Origin of the sequence: Gordonia sp. SL306 (assembly GCF_026625785.1) — a bacterium.
In the GTDB taxonomy this organism is placed as follows: Bacteria; Actinomycetota; Actinomycetes; order Mycobacteriales; family Mycobacteriaceae; genus Gordonia.
In genome coordinates, this window is sequence record NZ_CP113063.1 from 1,331,214 (window position 1) to 1,348,935 (window position 17,722).

A 17,722-nucleotide genomic window follows, 5' to 3' on the forward strand; every position below is an offset into this window, starting at 1 on the left:
TCATCCGGCGAGTTGCTTCACGTGCTCACGCCGGCGAACGAGGTCGAGTACCGTCGCCTCCGCCTGCTCCCACTCATGCACCACACGCCGGTAACTGAACCGCAGGGTGACGTAGCCGAGGCGGGCCGCCTCCTCGTCACGCCGGCGATCCTTCTCGATCTGTTCCGGCGACCGATCGTGGTACTCCACACTGTCGATCTCGATGATGAGACGGTCGCCGACCAACAGGTCCACCCGACCCACGCCCGTGATCCGGTGCTGCACCCGGACTCTCATGCCCAGAGCGCGCAGGCGACATCGCACCATCGTCTCGGTGCCCGATTCGGCACCGGGGTCACAGCGGTCGAGGAGGCGACGAATGCGACGAGGAGCGCCGATGAACACCTCGTCGAGGTCGGACCTCTCCAGCAGGTTTTGATGGAGGATCGAGTCGCAGACGACGACGATGCCCCTCCTCATCCAGACATTTGAGCGCATGCCGGAGTGCGGTCCGGATCTCGTCGACGGCGTCGACCTCCCGCTCCGGGGGCGCGTACTGCTTGCAGTACCGATGCTTACCGGATCGATGTACCGCCTCACGACCGCGAATGTGCATCTTGCTGGGCCCGGGCGGAATCCAGACCCCGTGGAGTCTCAGCGCCGACACACAACTGACCACACCCCCGGTGGCCACCGCCGCCGCCACCGATGTGTTCGCCGACCGAGTCGCATACCAGCCGCGCCGCAACAACCGGAGATCGCCGTCCGCACACGCCCGCCGGAGACGGCTCTGGGTGACGCCGAGGTCTCGTAACTGCGCCCAGGAGGCGACTCCGTACGGAATGTGGAGATCACTCAGGTCCATGGAGTCAGCGTGGTGCAGAAATGCTCACCGAATTCGGCAGCGCCGGGCCGGATGGCCGATCTGTGGATTGTTCTGTGACTGTGGACAAGTGGCGGCAGATATGGATGCGGTGTCAGCGGACCTTCGTGACAACTATTGACTCGACACCCCGCTGACACCGTATTCATGTCGCGGCGGCGGACCTGCCCGGCGACCGGCCTACCGCAGGGCTGCCGCCACCTGATCCGCGATTGCCTGCTGGCCCAGCCCGTTCGGGTGAGCCGGGGCGGCGCCGGTCGCACCGACCTGCGGCTCGATCCAGCGCGTACCCACCGGTTCACAGGCGTCGTGCCCCTCCGACACTCCGGACATGTCGACATAGGTGGCACCGGCCTGCTCCGCGGCCTGCTGCACCGATCGGTTCAGAACCGCCTGCAGCTCACGGAGATACGGGACGTCGCCGGCCGCGACACGCATCGTCGGATAGCAGCCCGTCTGCGCCGGCAGGATCCATGGGTAGCCGACCGCCAGCACCTGCGCGCCCGGCGCCTTCGCCCGCACCGCCGCGAGTGCGCGTACCAGCGCCGGGTAGGTGCGATCCCGGACTATGTCGACGTACTCCGCCCCGTGCGCGGCACGGCACGGCGACCCACTCGGATCGGTCGCCGCCACGTCCGAGCACGCACGGATCGCGGTGGTGTACACCGCGCTGTCGTTGCCGCCGATCATCACCGTCACCACGTCGGGGCCACCGGTGAGAGCATCCAATTGAGCGGGCACACCGGCATATTGGGCCGTGAAGAAATCTGCGGTGTCGGCGCCGCTGCAGCTGACGTCGTCGAGCCGGTAACCACGTGCCGCCGCGAGCAGGTGCGCGAAGTTACGGGATGACCGGAGACACAGCACGGGTGAATCCTCCACCAGCGGTTGCACTCCCGCCGCGGCGCTGTAGCTGTCGCCGAGATTGACCTGCCGCGGCGCAGGCATCGGCGAGCTGCCGGCAGCGGACGTGGAGGTGGATGTCTGCGGCTCGTCGGGGGTCGTCGCGCAGCCCCCGAGTACGGACACCACAAGCGCCAGAACGACTGCCGCGGCGCGCCTCATGCGTCCGCCCCCAGCAGCATCAACAGCAGCTCAGCCCGGGTCCGCGCATCGGAGAGGTCGACCTCCAGCATGTCCTCGATCCGCTCGATCCGGTGACGCAAGGTGTGACGATGCACCCCCTGCGCCGCCGCCGCGACACCCCAGTTGCCGTTCGCCTCCAGGAATGCCAGCAGGCTCGCGCGCAGATCCGTGCCGTGCTGGTCGTCGTGGGCGATCACCGGTGAAAGGCGTTGTGCGGATGCGTCGGCCAGCGCCTGCCGGACCGGGTTCATCGTCAGCAATGAGCGGCTGCCACACAGGTCGACCAGTTGCCCGACCGCCGCCGACCGGCACGCCAGCCGCGCCTGTCGCACCGATTCGCCCACCTCACGCAACTCGCCCGGCGGCCCGATCCCGCCCGACACCGGGGCACTGCGATTCATCATGGCCAGCAGTCCGACGGCGAACTCGACGTGATCGTCGCCGCGCAACAAGGCGATCACCTCGACGTCGTCCCGATGGACGAACACCGGTCGCCATCGATGATCGAGGTCGTCGACGAGCCGACGCCGCCCCTGCGTGGCCGCCTCCGGGTCGGCAAAGGTGAAGACCGCGGCGCGGACCCGCCCGGCCCGGTCCGCTGCGCGCCCCAGTATCCGGTGCAGTCCCGGTCCGCTGACCGAGCCGTCGATCGCGAGGGCCAGCGCGTCGTCGTGCAGATCCACGACGTCGCGGGTCACCTGACGCGGTTTGGCATGTTCGATGGCCAGCAGCGAGGTGGCGTGCCCGACCAGCATGCGCGCGACATCGTCGAGGGCCGACGTCCCGACGACACCGAGATGCCCGTAGGTCCGACCGCCCGAGCCCACCCGGGCCACCGTGATCGTCGCGTCGTCGGTCATCCACACCGCGCCCGCGGACGCGGGATCGCGCACCACCAGATCGCGAATCCGATTGAGGTCGGCGGACGGGATGGTGCGCGGCGCCGTCGCCACCACGGAGAGGCCGGTGTCGAGGAGCACCACGTGCTGGTCGATGGCCTCGGCCAGCTCACGGACCAGCGCCGCGGAACCGCCGGACGCGGCGGCCCGGGTCATTCGCGGTTGCGCCTTGGTGGCCGTGACCAGTCGGGCCGACCGTTGTGCGGCGATCTGATCGAGCACGGCCCGGGTCACCGCGGAGAACGGGATCGGCAGCGGCACCTCGAACAACGGCAGACCGAGCTCGTCCGCGGTCTCCGCCATGTCCCGGGGCACCTCGTCGAACCCGAACCCGACACCGAGCCCCACCGCCGCGACACCCACCCGGTCGAGACCCGTCAGATACGCACGGCGCCCGGCCGCGTCGTCGCCGAGCCGCAGCCCGGTGGTGAGCAGCACCTCCCCGCCCGACAACCATTCTCCGGCGTTGGCGAGCTCCGAGGACACCGCGCAATCGAGCGAGCGCCCCAGCCCGTCGGCCCCGCCACGCAGCGCCAGCTGGAGCCTGCGCTGCGCCAGCAGCCACCGGACGGTCGTCACACAGTTCACCCTAGCGACGAATGGACATGATGGAGTGAACTCCGCCTGCGCCTGTACAGAATGTCAGGCCGCGTCGCGCCGCGGACAGGCGAACACTGGACCCATGTCCGTACTGCAGAACTACATCAACGGCGAGTTCGTGCCGTCGACGTCCACCGAGACCATCGACATCGTCAATCCGGTCGACGAATCCGTCGTCGCCGTGTCTCCGGTCTCCACCGCAGCCGACGTCGACACCGCGATGTCGGCGGCCACCGCAGCTTTCGCCGGTTGGAGCACCACCACGCCGTCCGAGCGTCAGAAGGCGCTGCTGAAGCTCGCCGATGCGATCGAGGCCGGGTCGGACCGACTCGTCGCAGCGCAGGCCCGCAACACCGGCCAGCCCGACGAGCAGATCGCCGACGAGGAGGTCACGGTCGGCGCCGACCAGGTGCGGTTCTTCGCGGGCGCGGCCCGCATGCTCGAGGGCAAGTCCGCGGGCGAGTACATGTCCGGCCACACCTCGTTCGTCCGACGGGAACCGGTCGGCGTGATCGGCCAGGTGACGCCGTGGAACTACCCGCTCATGATGGCCATCTGGAAGATCGCACCGGCCATCGCGGCGGGCAACACCGTGGTCCTCAAGCCGTCGGACACCACGCCCGAATCCACTCTCGTGCTGGCCGAGCTCAGTCAGGGCATCCTGCCGCCGGGCGTGCTCAACGTGGTGCTGGGCAACGGCGAGACCGGGGCTGCCGTGGTGGGTCATCCCACCCCCAGGATGGTGTCCATCACCGGCTCGGTACGGGCCGGGATCGCCGTCGCGGTGTCCGCCGCGCAGCAGCTGAAGACCGCACACCTCGAACTCGGCGGCAAGGCCCCGGCCGTGGTGTTCGCCGACGCCGATCTCGACAAGACCATCGAACCGCTCGCGGCGGCCGCGTTCTTCAACGCCGGCCAGGACTGCACGGCGGTCACCCGCGTCCTGGTGCACGAGTCCATCCACGACAAGGTCGTCGACCTGCTCGTCGCGGAGGCGGAGAAGGCGACCGTCCCACCCCTCAACAATGTCAACCACTTCTCCAAGGTCACCGCCATCCTGGACGGCATCCCGTCGCACGCGACGGTCGCCACCGGCGGAAAGCGCAAGGGCGACAAGGGGTTCTTCGTCGAGCCGACGATCATCACCGGAGTCCGGCAGGACGACAAGCTGGTGCAGGAGGAGACCTTCGGCCCGGTGATCACGGTTCAGCCGTTCACGGACGAGGCCCAGGCCGTCGAGATGTCCAACGACGTGGCCTTCGGTCTGGCGTCGAGCGTCTGGACCACCGACCACGGGACGGCCATGCGGATGTCGTCCGCCCTCGACTTCGGATGCGTCTGGGTCAACTGCCACATCCCGCTGGTCGCCGAGATGCCGCACGGCGGCTTCAAGCATTCCGGCCACGGAAAAGACCTGTCGCTCTACGGTATCGAGGACTACACCCGGGTCAAGCACGTGATGAGCAACATCGAGTGAGGTGAATGCGATGACCACCATGGCCCACCTGTTGCCACAGAAGCGGCATCTGGTGACCGAACTGCCCGGACCGCGGTCGAGCGCGCTGACCGTCCGCAGGCGGGCCGCGGTGGCGCCCGCCGTCGGGTCGGCGGCCCCGGTGTACGCGGTCGACGCCGACGGTGGCGTGATCATCGACGTCGACGGCAACTCGCTCATCGACCTCGGGTCGGGCATCGCGGTGACCACCGTGGGGGCGAGCAACCCTGCGGTGGCCGACGCCGTTGCCGCGCAGGCTCATCAGTTCACCCACACCTGCTTCATGGTCACGCCGTACGAGGGCTATGTCGCGGTGGCCGAAAAGCTCAACGAGCTCACCCCTGGCGATCACGAGAAGCGCACCGTGCTGTTCAACTCGGGCGCCGAGGCCGTCGAGAACGCGGTCAAGATCGCGCGACTGGCCACCGGTCGCGACGCGGTGGTCGCCTTCGACCACGCCTACCACGGTCGCACCAACCTCACGATGGCATTGACCGCGAAGACGATGCCGTACAAACACAACTTCGGGCCGTTCGCCCCCGAGGTCTATCGGATGCCGATGAGCTATCCCTACCGGGACCCACTCGGCGCCGACGGCGTGGCCGCCGCGAATCGGGCGATCACCATGATGGACAAGCAGATCAGTGCCGACAGTCTGGCCGCGGTGATCGTCGAACCCATCCAGGGCGAGGGCGGATTCATCGTTCCCGCACCGGGATTCCTGCCGACGCTCGCGCAGTGGTGCCGTGCCAACGGGGTGGTGTTCATCGCCGACGAGGTGCAGAGCGGTTTCTGCCGCACCGGCGACTGGTTTGCCTGCGACCACGAGGGCGTGATCCCCGACCTGGTCACGATGGCGAAGGGTATCGCGGGCGGGATGCCGCTCTCGGCAGTGACCGGACGCGCCGAGCTGATGGACGCCGTCCACCCCGGCGGGCTCGGGGGCACCTACGGTGGCAACCCGGTGGCATGCGCCGCCGCCCTCGCGGCAATCGACCAGATGACCACGCTCGATCTGCCGGCGCGTGCCCGGCAGATCGGCGAACTCATCCTGTCGTCGCTGTCGGCGACCGCGGCGTCGCTGGCCGGTGACGGACGTGACGTGATCGGCGACATCCGTGGCCGGGGCGCCATGGTTGCCGTCGAACTGGTCAGGCCTGGCACAACCGAACCCGATCCGGAACTGGCCAAATCAGCGGCCGCACATGCCCTCTCTCGCGGCGTCATCGTGCTCACCTGTGGCACATTCGGCAACATCCTGCGATTGCTTCCGCCACTGGCCATCGACGACGAACTTCTCGGTGAAGGACTCGACATCATCGGCGAGGCGCTCGCCGCCGACTGAACTGCACGGTATCCGACGAACAGCACGCGACGAGCACGGCAAACCGACGAGCAAGGAGACCGCCCATGACGGACACGGCAGCTCAGGCAACAGATTTCGGGCATCCGCTCGATCCGCTCGGCGCCGACGAGTTCCGGGCGGTCACCGCCCTTCTCGCGCGTGAGCACGGCGTCGGCGACGGCTGGCGGATCGCCTCGATCGAGCTCGCCGAACCGACGAAGGCGGAGCTCGCGGCGTACGGGGCCGACGGCACCGCGCCGGCACGCCGAGCCGTCGTCATCTGTCTGGACTCCGGGGCGAACGCCACCTACAAGTCATTTCTCACTCTCGGCACGGATCCCGACGCGCCCGGCACCGTCGACTCCTTCGACCATCTGCCGGGCGTCCAGGCGAACTTCACCGTCGACGAGTTCGAGGAATGCGATCGTGTCCTGCGGGCGCATCCGGATGTGCAGGCGGCGCTCGCGCGTCGCGGCATCACCGACCTCGACAAGGTCTTCATGGACACCTGGACCTATGGCGGCGCGGTGATCCCCAGGGAGTTCGAGGGTCGCCGACTCGGCTGGTCGGACACCTGGGTCAAGGACGCCGACGGTGCGAATCCGTACGCCAATCCCGTTGCGGGGCTGCATTGCGTGATCGACGTGAACACCATGGAGCTGTTGCGCATCGAGGACAGCGGCGGATTCGAGCAGGCCGAGGTGATGGGCGAGTACGTGCCCCGCCACATTCCGCAGCGCATCCGCGACGAGTCCCGCCGTCCGCCTCTGAAGCCGCTCGAGATCACCCAGCCCGAGGGGCCGTCGTTCACCCTCGAGGGCAACCGGCTGACGTGGCAGAACTGGTCGTTGCGGGTCGGTTTCAACTATCGCGAGGGCATGACGCTGCACACCGTCAGCTATCACGATGCCGGCCGGGAACGCAGTGTTGCACATCGACTCTCATTCGCCGAGATGATGGTCCCCTACCGCGACCACTGCGAGGACCATTACCGCCGCACCGCATTCGACATCGGCGAGTGGGGCCTCGGCTTCATGACCACCTCACTGGAGCTGGGTTGCGACTGCCTCGGCGAGATCCGCTATCTCGACGCCGTGCTGCACGACAGCGCCGGCGAGCCGTTCACCATCACCAACGCCATCTGCATCCACGAGGAGGACAACGCGGTCCTCTGGAAGCACGTCGACCACGACGCCGGTGCCGAGGTCCGCCGGATGCGGCGCCTCACGGTGAGTTCCCATGTCACTGTGGCGAATTACGAGTACCTCGTCTACTGGCGGTTCTATCAGGACGGCAACATCGAATGCGAGGTGCGGGCCACCGGCATCATGGTCACCACCCCGATGCCACCCGGCGTGACGTCGAACCCGCACGGCACCACCGTCGACAACCGTACCTACGCACCGTTTCACCAGCATTTCCTGGTCGCCCGGCTCGACCTCGACATCGACGGCACCGACAACACCGTGTTCTCGTCGGAGACCGTCGCCGAACCGATGGGCCCCGGTAATCCGCTCGGACTCTCGCTGATCCAGCAGAACATCGCGTTGCGCACCGAGTCGGAGGGCATGCAGAACATGAACTTCGCGACGCAGCGGGCGTGGAAGGTCGCCAACACCAACGTCACCACGGCGCTCGGGCACCACCCCGCCTACAAGCTGGTGCCCACCGGGGCGCTACCGCCCATGTTCGATCCGGCGTCGCCGATCTTCCGGCGGGCGACGGTGATCGGCCACACCCTGTGGGTGACCCCGAATCAGCCCGATGAGCGTTGGCCGGCAGGCGAGTTCGTGAACCAGTCAGATCACGACACCGGACTCGGTGAATGGACCAAGGCCGATCGTCCGATTCTCGACACCGACGTCGTGCTCTGGTACACCTTCGGCATCCATCACATCACCCGTCCGGAGGACTGGCCGGTGATGCCGGTGGACACGGTGTCGTTCTGGCTCAAGCCCTTCGGCTTCTTCGACCGGAACCCCGCGCTCGACGTCGAACCCTCGCCGGGTTCGCACAGCTGCCACGGCGACGACTGATCGCTGCCCCGTACCTGCTCGCACGCAACTGACAAGGATGTGAGACCGAATGAGCAACAACGACGTGGTGGACCCGCAGGCCGTTCTCGACGGCGTCCCGACCGGACTCTGGATCGACGGCGCGTCGGTGCCGTCGACGGCGGGCGGCACATTCGCCGTGTACGACCCGGCCACCGAGGAGGAGCTGGTGTCGGTGGCCGACGCGACGGTCGAGGATGCGCGACTGGCGCTCGACAAGGCGGTGGCGGCGGCCGACGACTGGGCGGCCACCCCGCCGCGCGAGCGTGGTGAGATCCTCCGTCGAGCGTTCGAGCTGCTCACCGACCGCGCCGACGACCTCGCGTTGCTGATGACGCTCGAGCTCGGCCGGGCGCTGCCCGACAGTGCCGCGGAAACCAAGTACGGCACCGAGTTCCTGCGATGGTTCGCCGAGGAGGCGGTGCGCATCGACGGCCGGTTCACGCGATCACCAGCGGGCACCGGGCGCATCCTGGTCTCGCACGCGCCCGTGGGTCCGTGCCTGGCGATCACCCCGTGGAACTTCCCGCTGGCGATGGGCACCCGCAAGATCGGGCCCGCGCTGGCCGCCGGGAACGTGATGCTGGTGAAGCCCGCACACGAGACACCGCTGACCATGCTGGCACTCGCCGAGGTGTTCGCCGAGGCCGGGCTGCCCGGCGGCGTGTTGTCGGTGCTGCCGACGAGCAGCTCCGGCGACCTGTCCACGGCGATCATCACCGACGACCGGATCCGCAAGATCAGCTTCACCGGCTCCACCCCGGTCGGCCGGAACCTGTTGGGGCAAGCTGCCGAACGTGTGCAGCGTACGTCGATGGAGCTGGGCGGCAACGCTCCGTTCCTGGTGTTCGACGACGCCGACATCGACGCCGCGGTCGAGGGTGCGTTCGCGGCGAAGATGCGCAACGGCGGGGAGGCCTGCACGGCGGCCAACCGATTCCTGGTGCAGGCCGGTGTTGCCGAGGAGTTCACCGCCAAGCTGACCGAGAAGATGTCGGCGGCGCGCCTCGGCCCCGGCTACGAATCCGGGATCACGCTCGGGCCGCTGGTCAGCGCCAAGCAGCGGGACAAGGTCGCCGAGGCCGTCGACGGCGCCGTCGCCGACGGCGCACGAGTCCGGTTGGGCGGCAAGGTGCCCGAGGGCAAGGGCTTCTTCTACCCGGCGACCGTGCTCGATCAGGTCGACGCGTACGCCGCGGTGACACGGGGCGAGATCTTCGGCCCGGTCGCCGTGATCAGCACCTTCGAGTCCGAGTCCGACGCCGTGAAGGCTGCCAATTCCACCGAATACGGGCTCGCCTCGTATTTCTACAGCCGCGACCTCGACCGCTGCATGCGTGTCGCGGAAGCTCTCGATTCGGGCATGGTGGGCGTCAACCGGGGCGTGATCTCCGACCCCGCCGCACCGTTCGGCGGCGTCAAGCAATCAGGCATCGGACGCGAGGGTGGCAGCGAGGGCATCGAGGAGTATCTGTCGGTGAAGTACATCGCGCTGACCTGAGGTCCCGGCGCCGATGCCTGATTCCCGAAGGACGCAGCACCGCGGCCCTGAAAAGCGCCCCCGAAAACCGCCCTCTGCAGGGCCGCCGTCGACAATATGTCAGCGGCGCACTCCTGAGGGGCGGTTTTCGGGGGCGGATTTCCGGAACGGTATTCGCTGGACGCCGGTTGTGTCGTACAGATGCGACTTTCGGCGATTTCCGTACACTCGTGCACATGCGTGTCAGGGTCACCGCCATTCTCGTATCACTCGTCGCCGCACTGGGCCTCACGGTCGCCGCGCCTGCGCAGGCCGCGCCGGGTCCGGGTAGTTCCGATCTGCTGTCGCCCAACAGCCTGTTCCTCTGGCAGAGTCCGCCGACGCGCTACATCGTCGTGCTCGGGGCAAAGATGGGGACCTTCGGGCAGACGCCCGGGATCTTGAATCAGCGGATGAACGTCGCCGCCGGGCTCGCGAAATCCCATCCGTTCAACCGCATGATCGTCTCCGGGGGCAACACCTGGTGGCTACCGGTGTCGGAGGCGCAGTTCATGAACGTCGGCCTGCTGCGTCGCGGTGTGCCGGTCTGGCAGATGGTCAACGAGGGTGCGTCCACCAGCACCGTCCAGAACGCCGGCAACACGGTCGGCATGCTCAAGGCTATGGGCGCCTCAGGTGCGCTGATCGTCACCAACGGTTTCCACATGCCGCGCGCCATGAAGGACTTCCGCGACGCAGCCGCGAAGGCACACGTCCGTCTCGACTTCCGTCCGGCGTACGCCTGACCGTTTTCGCTCACCGTCTCCGTTCCCGCTCACTCGGACGAATGAGCGGGAACGGATTGCGTGAGCGAAAGGCCGGCTGAGTCAGCGCAGCAGCGCGCGACTCATGACGACGCGCTGGATCTGGTTGGTGCCCTCGTAGATCTGGGTGATCTTGGCGTCACGCATCATGCGCTCGACCGGGAAGTCGCGGGTGTAGCCTGCGCCGCCGAAGAGCTGCACGGCGTCGGTGGTGACCTCCATGGCCACGTCGGAGGCGAAGCACTTGGACGCCGCGGAGATGAACCCGAGGTTCTTCTCGCCGCGCTCGGCGCGCGCGGCCGAGGTGTAGACCATCAGGCGAGCGGCCTCGACCTTCATCGCCATGTCGGCGATCATGAACTCGACGCCCTGGAACTTGCTGATCGACTGACCGAACTGCTTGCGGTCCTTGACGTATTCGATCGCCTTGTCGAGCGCACCCTGCGCGATCCCGACGGCCTGCGCGCCGATGGTGGGACGGGTGTGGTCGAGCGTCTGCAGCGCGGTCTTGAAACCGGTTCCCTCATCGCCGACGATCCGGTCCTCGGGAATGGTGCAGTCCTCGAAGTAGAGCTCGGCGGTCGGCGAGCCCTTGATGCCCAGCTTCTTCTCCAGCGGTCCGACGGTGAAGCCCGGATCGTCCTTGTGCACCATGAACGACGAGATGCCGTTGGCGCCCTTCTCCGGATCGGTCACGGCCATCACGGTGTACCAGCTCGACTTGCCGCCATTGGTGATCCAGCACTTGGAACCGTTGAGCACCCAGCTGCTGCCGTCCTTGCGGGCGCGGGTCTTCATGGAGCCGGCGTCGGAGCCGGCCTCGCGCTCGGACAGTGCGTAGGACGCCATCGCCTCACCGGACGCGATCGACGGCAGCACCTGCTTCTTCAGCTCGTCGGAGCCGTTGAGGATCAGGCCCATGGTGCCGAGCTTGTTGACGGCCGGGATCAGCGACGACGACGCGCACACGCGCGCGACCTCTTCGATGACGATGCAGGCGGCGACGGAGTCGGCGCCCTGGCCGTCGTACTCCTCCGGCACGTGGATCGCGTTGAAGCCCGAAGCGACAAGGGCATCGAGGGCCTCCTGCGGGAACCGCGAGTTCTCATCGACGTCCGCGGCGTGCGGTTCGATCTCCTTCTCGGACAACGCACGGATCGCCTCGCGCAGCGCCACGTGCTCCTCGGGCAATTCGAAGACGTTGAATTCCGGGTTACCGAATCCCATGATCACTCCCTTACGAGTCTGTGCTGTGCATGGCGATGACACTGCGTGCCATCGAATAGATCCAGGCTAACGCACTGCGGCACTCAGTGCCAAGCCGCTCCTGACGCTTACTCTCATTGTCCGCGATGTCGCTGCTCTGCACGCAGTTGTTCGGCGACCTGCCGCGCAATCTCATCCGCCGACGTCCCCGACGGGTAGGTGACCACCGATACCACTGCCCCGGCCTCGGCCGATCCGGATTGCCCTGCCGGAGCCGACGCAGCGAAGCTTGCGCGCACCCGTCCGAGTTCGGCGCGCAATCGCTCCATCGTGGCGTCGGCATCGCCGCGGATCATCGACCGCAGCAAATAGTTGTGCGCGCCCGTGATAGCGGCGGCGTACGCGACGACACGCACCGGCGACTCCCCCGGCAACCGGACGCGCAGGAAGTCCTCGAAGAGCCGTTGATATCGATACGTGGTCACCAGTTCGCGGTCGCGGAGCGCCGGCACCTCCTGCACCACCCGGAACCGTCGTACAGCCAGCTCGCGGGTGTCCCGAAAGTGTGCGAACACCTGCTCCGCAGCCGAGCACACCACGACCCATGGATCGCCGTCGGCGGCCTCGAGATGTGCGGCCACCTGCGCCAGGAGAGCTTCGTGGTCGGCGAAGATGACGTCTTCCTTGGCGCCGAACTGCCGGAAGAAGGTGCGCCTCGAGATGCCCGCGGCCGCGGCGATCTGCTCCACCGTCGTCGATTCGTAACCCTGTTCGGAGAACAGCCGGATGGACTCGGCGACCACGTGGACACGAAAGTCCGCGGGGTCGGGGGTGATCGCATCCGTTGCCGTCGACATGGGTTCAGTATCGCCGACGCGCGCACCTCGCCGCTTCCGGCCGCACATTCACCTTCTGGCCGCACTCCGATCCCCCAGCCGGAACACGAGGGTGCGGCCAGAGACACAGAACGCACCGGGGGTAGCAGCCGCCACAAACCCCTCAACCCGCGCCGGTCCGGTACGTAACGTGGGGGCATGGCAACTCCCATCGAGAGTCCCTCCACCACCGTCTCGGAGACCGACGTCACCGACGACCCCGACGCCGTCACCCCACCAACCGACGACCTGACGTCCGACGAGCGTGCGCTGCTCGTCGACAACCTCCGTTACGTCCTCGACGGACGGTGGCGCGCCACCCGCGACCTGGTCCGCGAGAGCGCCGATCGTTCCGACCTCCTCCCCGACCCGTCCCGCACCCTCGACGAGGCCCGCACGCGGATTCTCGCGGAGATGCGCGAATTGGCGCAGAACGGTTTCGCCGCAGCCGGATTCGCGTCGGACCACGGCGGATCCGGCGACGTCGGCGCGTCCATCACGGCCATCGAGATGCTCGGGTACGCGGACTTGTCGCTGATGGTCAAGGCCGGCGTCCAGTGGGGACTGTTCGGCGGTGCCGTCGAGAACCTGGGGACGGCGCGGCACCACGATCGGTACGTCACCGACATCATCAACCTGGATCTGCTCGGCTGTTTCGCGATGACCGAGACCGGCCACGGCTCCAATGTGCAGGCGCTGGAGACGACGGCGACCTACGACGCCGCGACCGAGGAGTTCGTCATCCACTCGCCGACGCCGTCGGCGCGCAAGGACTACATCGGCGGCGCTGCCCAGCACGCCCAGGTGGCCGCGGTGTTCGCCCAGCTCATCACCGGCGGTCCGGGCGAGGAGCCGTCGAGCCGCGGCGTGCATTGCTTCGTGGTGCCGATCCGCGACGAGAACGGCGACGATCTGCCGGGCGTGACCACCAGTGACTGCGGATACAAGGGCGGCCTCGCCGGCGTCGACAACGGCCGGATCACCTTCGACCAGGTGCGCATCCCGGCGGAGAACCTCCTGAATCGCTACGCCGATGTGGAGGCCGACGGCACGTACACCTCACCGATCGAGAACCCGAACCGCCGCTTCTTCACCATGCTCGGCACGCTGATCCGAGGCCGGGTCAGTGTCGCCGCCACCGCAGGCGCGGCCGGTCGTAAGGCTTTGACTCTGGCGACGCGATACGGGTTGGTACGCAAGCAGTTCGAGGCTCCTGAGGGAACCGACGAGATCGTCGTGATGGACTATCTGGCGCATCAGCGAAAGTTGCTGCCCCTCATCGCGAAGTCGTATGCGATCGCCTGCGCGCAGAACGAGCTCACCTCCGAACTCCACGAGGTGCAGTCCGGCGCTGCCGACGATTCGGACGCCGGCCGTCAGCGGCAGCTGGAGAGTGACGCCGCCGGACTCAAGGCGTACGCCACCTGGCACGCCTCACACACCATCAACGAGTGCCGTGAAGCATGCGGCGGCGCAGGCTATCTCGACGAGAACCAGCTCTCGATCATGCGTGGCGACATCGACGTCTTCACCACCTTCGAGGGCGACAACACCGTCCTGACCCAGCTCGTCGGCAAAGAGCTGCTGTCCGCCTATGCCGAAGACGTGCAAGGTCTCTCGACGGCCGGTTGGGTGCGGTTCGTCGTGGGGATGGCACGCGACGTGGTGGTCGAGAAGACTGCCGCTCGGCAGGTGGTGCAGACCTTGCTCGAGGGCTCCGACGAGGACACCGAGAAGTCGAACCTGACGAACCGCGGCACCCAGATCCGACTCTTCCGCAACCGGGAGGATCACCTGATCCGCACGTGTGCGCAGCGACTGCGGGTCGCCCTCGATGACGGCAACGATGCCTTCGAGGTGTTCAACAACGCGCAGGACCACCTACTCAAGGTCGGGCGGGCACGCACCGAACGCGTCGTGCTCGAGGCTTTCATCCAGGCCATCAACGACTGTGATTCACGCTCGGCGGCAGAGGTTCTGGGCAAGGTGTGCGATCTGTTCGTGTACTCGGCCCTCGAGAGCGATCTGTCGTGGTTCCTGATGCACCGACAGGTGTCGGTGGAGCGCGCGAAGGCGATCCGTCGCGGCGTCAACGAACTGTGCACGGAGCTGCGGCCGCACGCGCGGAGCCTCGTCGACGCCTTCGGGGTGCCGGAGGGACTGCTCGGCGCCGCCATGCTGTCGAACGCCTGAGCGGCGAGAGACGGGGCTCAGCTGTCGTCGCGTCTGCCGCGCGGCGGCAATCCCATCTGCGCCGCCTGGTGGGCGACGGTCAGTTCGTCGCGGAACCGCCCGACGTCGCGGGCCCAGGCCTGGGCGAGCCCGCCGTCGGCAAGCTTCACGCCAACCCCCTTGCGGCGGCGGGGCACGGCGGGGAGTTCACCCAGCGCCCGTGCACTCTCCCACGTCTGATGCTCGGGACCGTTGTTCTCGGGATAGATCTTCGCGATGTCGGTCAACGGCAGCTTGCGCGTGCCCTGCTGCAGGGTCGCCTCGGTGAGGCGGACGCTGACATGGGTGCGGGCCGCGTGGACCTGTACGAGGGAGAAGCCGACGAGGATCACCGCGAAGATCATCATCACCGGCCAGTGGACCTGGCCGGGTCCGGCGATCTCCATCGCGAGTACGGCGCCGATCAGGATCGGGCCGATCGACACCACCCACCAGCTGCCGCCGGGTTCGTAGAACAGCACCTCGCCCTCGTCGACCGGCTCGGCAGGCTCGGGCGTGGGGGACGGTTCGTCGGCCGCAGTGTCGTCGGCCGCAGTGTCGTCGGCCGCAGTGTCGTCGGCCGCAGTGTCGTCGGCGGCCTCGGCCGTGGTGTCTGACTCGTCAGCGGTCTCCGCGACGTCGGGGATCTCGTTCGCCTCGTCGTCGGGGCGCGACTCGTCCGGTTCGGTCACGTCGGGGCGACTCACTTCTTGCTGGGCTTCGGCGGATTGGTGGCGGCGTACCAGGCCTCGGATTCCGGGCGGTAGGCCAACAGGGAGCCGAACAGACCCACCAGCGCCGCCACCAACGCGAACGCCAGGATGGGGAGTCCGAAGCTGACGATCAGCAGCATGATGACCACCACCAGCGTCAATGCAGAGAGCGATGACCGCCACCGGGCGTCACCGACGAAAGCCTTGCTCCCGATGAGGAAGTAGCAGACACCGATGATGGCCACGATGATGCCGACACCGATGGGCAGCAGGGTCGGGCCCGAGGAGACGATGCCCAGCACGATGAACAGGACTCCGAGCGCGACGAGAAGGCCACCCGACACCGTCCAGCACCGATAGGCCCAGACGACGAGTTTCGGTCGTTCGGCGGGATCAGGACTCACCACGTGATTCGTTTCCTTCGTTCGGCTGCGGACGCGTGGACTGGGTCTCCCCAGGAGGTTGTTGCCCGTCACCATACGGCCACGATTGTGGCGTCGCCCTCTGCTGGTCTCCCGGACCCGGCGACCACTGCGACCCGCCTGTGGGCGGTCCCGGCTGGCGGTGGGGCTGCTGAGGATGGTGGGGGTGCTGCGAGTACTGGGGGTGCTGCGGATAGTGGAAATGCTGTGGGTACTGAGGTTGCTGCGGGTACTGGGGCGGCTGCGGCGGGCGTTTACGGTGAGCGGCCATGTCGCGGCAGTACTGCTCGGATTCTCGACGGAGCAGGAGCACCGACGCACCGATTCCGGCGACCCCACTGATGACCATCGGGATCATCACCCATCGCGGCTCGACGTCGCCGAACAGACTGAACACCAGATTGACCGTGATGAACACGCCCATCGCGGCCACGATCAGGCGCGCCCAGTTGTAGCCGTTGCGGGTCAGCAGGACCAGGCCGGCAGAGACGACCGTCAGCACCACGCCGAAGATCGCGAGGACGACGATGAGGGTTCCGCTCGATGTGAGGAGGTCGACCTGCTCACGCGGGGTGTCGGCGGGCAGGGTGCGGATCTGCCGGTCCCACGCGTCACGCAGTGACGGGTACTGGCCGATGAACGCGACGATCTGACCGATGATCACCACCGCCCACAGCTCGGTGGCGATGGACATGGCGTCCGGGCGATCGGGACGGGTGCCCTGATCGGGTGGCGCCGGTTGGGTCGGTGCGGTCATGGCTCCAGGGTAATGAATGGCCGAACGCGTTCACCACACGATCGAGTCCACCGATCGATCTCTCGCACGCGCCGAACGGGCTCGTGTGTCCAATTTTCCTGAACCACGTCGAGTCCACGATCCAGCTGGATTGAGCCGAGTCAGAACGACTACAACCGCGACGATTCTCGCTCGATGCAACCACTGGTCCGGATGTGTGAATCGAACCATTCCGCGATGATTTCACCAGTCACCCTTGGATGCTCCATCGGTGTCAGGTGCCCGCTGTCGACAACCAGCTCAAACGCAGAGTTCGGCAGTCGCTCGGCAATGTTCCGCATCACCCGACCCGGACACAGCGGGTCCTCACCACCAGCCACGATCAGGGCCGGGCAGGTGATCCCAGCCAGATCGTCCAGATAATCGCGACGCGATTCCTGCGCCGCCAGCTGAGCCATCGTGCTTGCGGAGCCGATACGCTCGGCCATGCCGACGACACGATCGATCAACGTCGGATCCGCACTGATCGACTTCGCCGACACAAGACTCCCGAGGATTCGCTGCTGTTCCGCCCCGGACGATGCGCCGTTGGCGAGGCGCATCTTCGATTCACGCCAACCGCGGAACTGGTCGGGACGCGGTGCTCGCGCGTTGCTGGAAAGGACTACCATCCCAGCGATACGTTCCGGGGCGCATACGGCGAGGTGCATCGCGACGATGCCGCCCAAGGACAGCCCCACAACCGTGAATCGCAGAGGCGCCTCGGCAAGAATGTTCTCAGCTACAGCCGAGATCGAATCGCCGCGCAATGCCGCGTGATGAACGCGAGCCCCTTCCGGTAGGTGAGGTTCCATGTCCTCCCACAACTGGTCGTCGCACATCATTCCCGGGATCAGAACGATGTCGCCGACGAGCTCGACGCCGACCGTCACGGA

General features: G+C 67.2%; 15 protein-coding genes. 6 read left to right on the plus strand and 9 right to left on the minus strand.

What is annotated here, in order from left to right:
• The 3 genes from OVA31_RS05980 to OVA31_RS05990 form a co-directional block, all read right to left on the minus strand.
• Positions 1–459, minus strand: coding sequence for an endonuclease domain-containing protein (locus OVA31_RS05980; RefSeq protein ID WP_267630188.1), 459 nt, complete (start codon positions 457–459; stop codon positions 1–3).
• A 583-nt stretch (positions 460–1,042) separates the two neighbouring features.
• Entirely contained in the window at positions 1,043–1,927 is an 885-nt protein-coding gene (locus OVA31_RS05985) for an SGNH/GDSL hydrolase family protein (RefSeq protein ID WP_267630189.1), read from the minus strand.
• Positions 1,924–3,426 carry a PucR family transcriptional regulator gene (locus OVA31_RS05990; protein ID WP_267630191.1) on the minus strand — a complete coding sequence of 501 codons (1,503 nt, stop codon included), beginning with the start codon at positions 3,424–3,426 and terminating at the stop codon, positions 1,924–1,926. Before OVA31_RS05990 ends, OVA31_RS05985 begins: the two co-directional genes overlap by 4 nt.
• Positions 3,427–3,529: 103 nt before the next feature.
• Between OVA31_RS05990 and OVA31_RS05995 the strand changes: the two genes are divergently transcribed.
• From OVA31_RS05995 to OVA31_RS06015, 5 genes are all read left to right on the plus strand, one after another.
• Positions 3,530–4,924 (plus strand): aminobutyraldehyde dehydrogenase, encoded by a 1,395-nt coding sequence (locus OVA31_RS05995; protein WP_267630193.1) that lies wholly within the window; start codon positions 3,530–3,532, stop codon positions 4,922–4,924.
• Positions 4,925–4,934: 10 nt separating this feature from the next.
• Positions 4,935–6,287: a 4-aminobutyrate--2-oxoglutarate transaminase gene (gene gabT, locus OVA31_RS06000; RefSeq protein ID WP_267630194.1), complete on the plus strand. Its 1,353-nt coding sequence runs from the start codon at positions 4,935–4,937 to the stop codon at positions 6,285–6,287.
• 65 nt (positions 6,288–6,352) lie between these two features.
• Entirely contained in the window at positions 6,353–8,323 is a 1,971-nt protein-coding gene (locus OVA31_RS06005; RefSeq protein ID WP_267630195.1) for a primary-amine oxidase, read from the plus strand.
• Positions 8,324–8,372: 49 nt separating this feature from the next.
• Entirely contained in the window at positions 8,373–9,842 is a 1,470-nt protein-coding gene (locus OVA31_RS06010) for an NAD-dependent succinate-semialdehyde dehydrogenase (protein ID WP_267630196.1), read from the plus strand.
• Positions 9,843–10,057: 215 nt separating this feature from the next.
• A complete protein-coding gene (locus tag OVA31_RS06015) occupies positions 10,058–10,606 on the plus strand; it encodes a YdcF family protein (protein ID WP_267630197.1) in 549 nt (182 codons plus the stop codon).
• Between the two features lie 81 nt (positions 10,607–10,687).
• Here OVA31_RS06015 and OVA31_RS06020 read toward each other — a convergent pair whose 3' ends face one another.
• Both OVA31_RS06020 and OVA31_RS06025 read right to left on the minus strand, forming a co-directional pair.
• Entirely contained in the window at positions 10,688–11,851 is a 1,164-nt protein-coding gene (locus OVA31_RS06020; RefSeq protein ID WP_267630199.1) for an acyl-CoA dehydrogenase, read from the minus strand.
• A 113-nt stretch (positions 11,852–11,964) separates the two neighbouring features.
• A complete protein-coding gene (locus OVA31_RS06025) occupies positions 11,965–12,687 on the minus strand; it encodes a TetR family transcriptional regulator (protein WP_267630200.1) in 723 nt (240 codons plus the stop codon).
• 177 nt (positions 12,688–12,864) lie between these two features.
• Here OVA31_RS06025 and OVA31_RS06030 point away from each other — a divergent pair, with 177 nt between their 5' ends.
• Positions 12,865–14,898, plus strand: a complete 2,034-nt coding sequence (locus OVA31_RS06030; protein ID WP_267630202.1) for an acyl-CoA dehydrogenase — start codon at positions 12,865–12,867, stop codon at positions 14,896–14,898.
• Positions 14,899–14,915: 17 nt separating this feature from the next.
• On the opposite strand, the gene OVA31_RS06035 is transcribed toward OVA31_RS06030, so the two are convergent.
• From OVA31_RS06035 to OVA31_RS06050, 4 genes are all read right to left on the minus strand, one after another.
• Positions 14,916–15,608: a DUF3093 domain-containing protein gene (locus OVA31_RS06035; protein WP_267630203.1), complete on the minus strand. Its 693-nt coding sequence runs from the start codon at positions 15,606–15,608 to the stop codon at positions 14,916–14,918.
• 11 nt (positions 15,609–15,619) lie between these two features.
• Complete coding sequence (locus tag OVA31_RS06040; protein WP_267630204.1) at positions 15,620–16,036, minus strand: hypothetical protein; 417 nt, start codon at positions 16,034–16,036, stop codon at positions 15,620–15,622.
• Positions 16,023–16,808 carry a hypothetical protein gene (locus tag OVA31_RS06045; RefSeq protein ID WP_267630205.1) on the minus strand — a complete coding sequence of 262 codons (786 nt, stop codon included), beginning with the start codon at positions 16,806–16,808 and terminating at the stop codon, positions 16,023–16,025. The genes OVA31_RS06040 and OVA31_RS06045 overlap by 14 nt, the downstream gene beginning before the upstream one ends.
• Before the next feature lie 149 nt (positions 16,809–16,957).
• Entirely contained in the window at positions 16,958–17,719 is a 762-nt protein-coding gene (locus OVA31_RS06050) for an alpha/beta fold hydrolase (protein ID WP_267630206.1), read from the minus strand.
• Positions 17,720–17,722 lie beyond the last annotated feature (3 nt).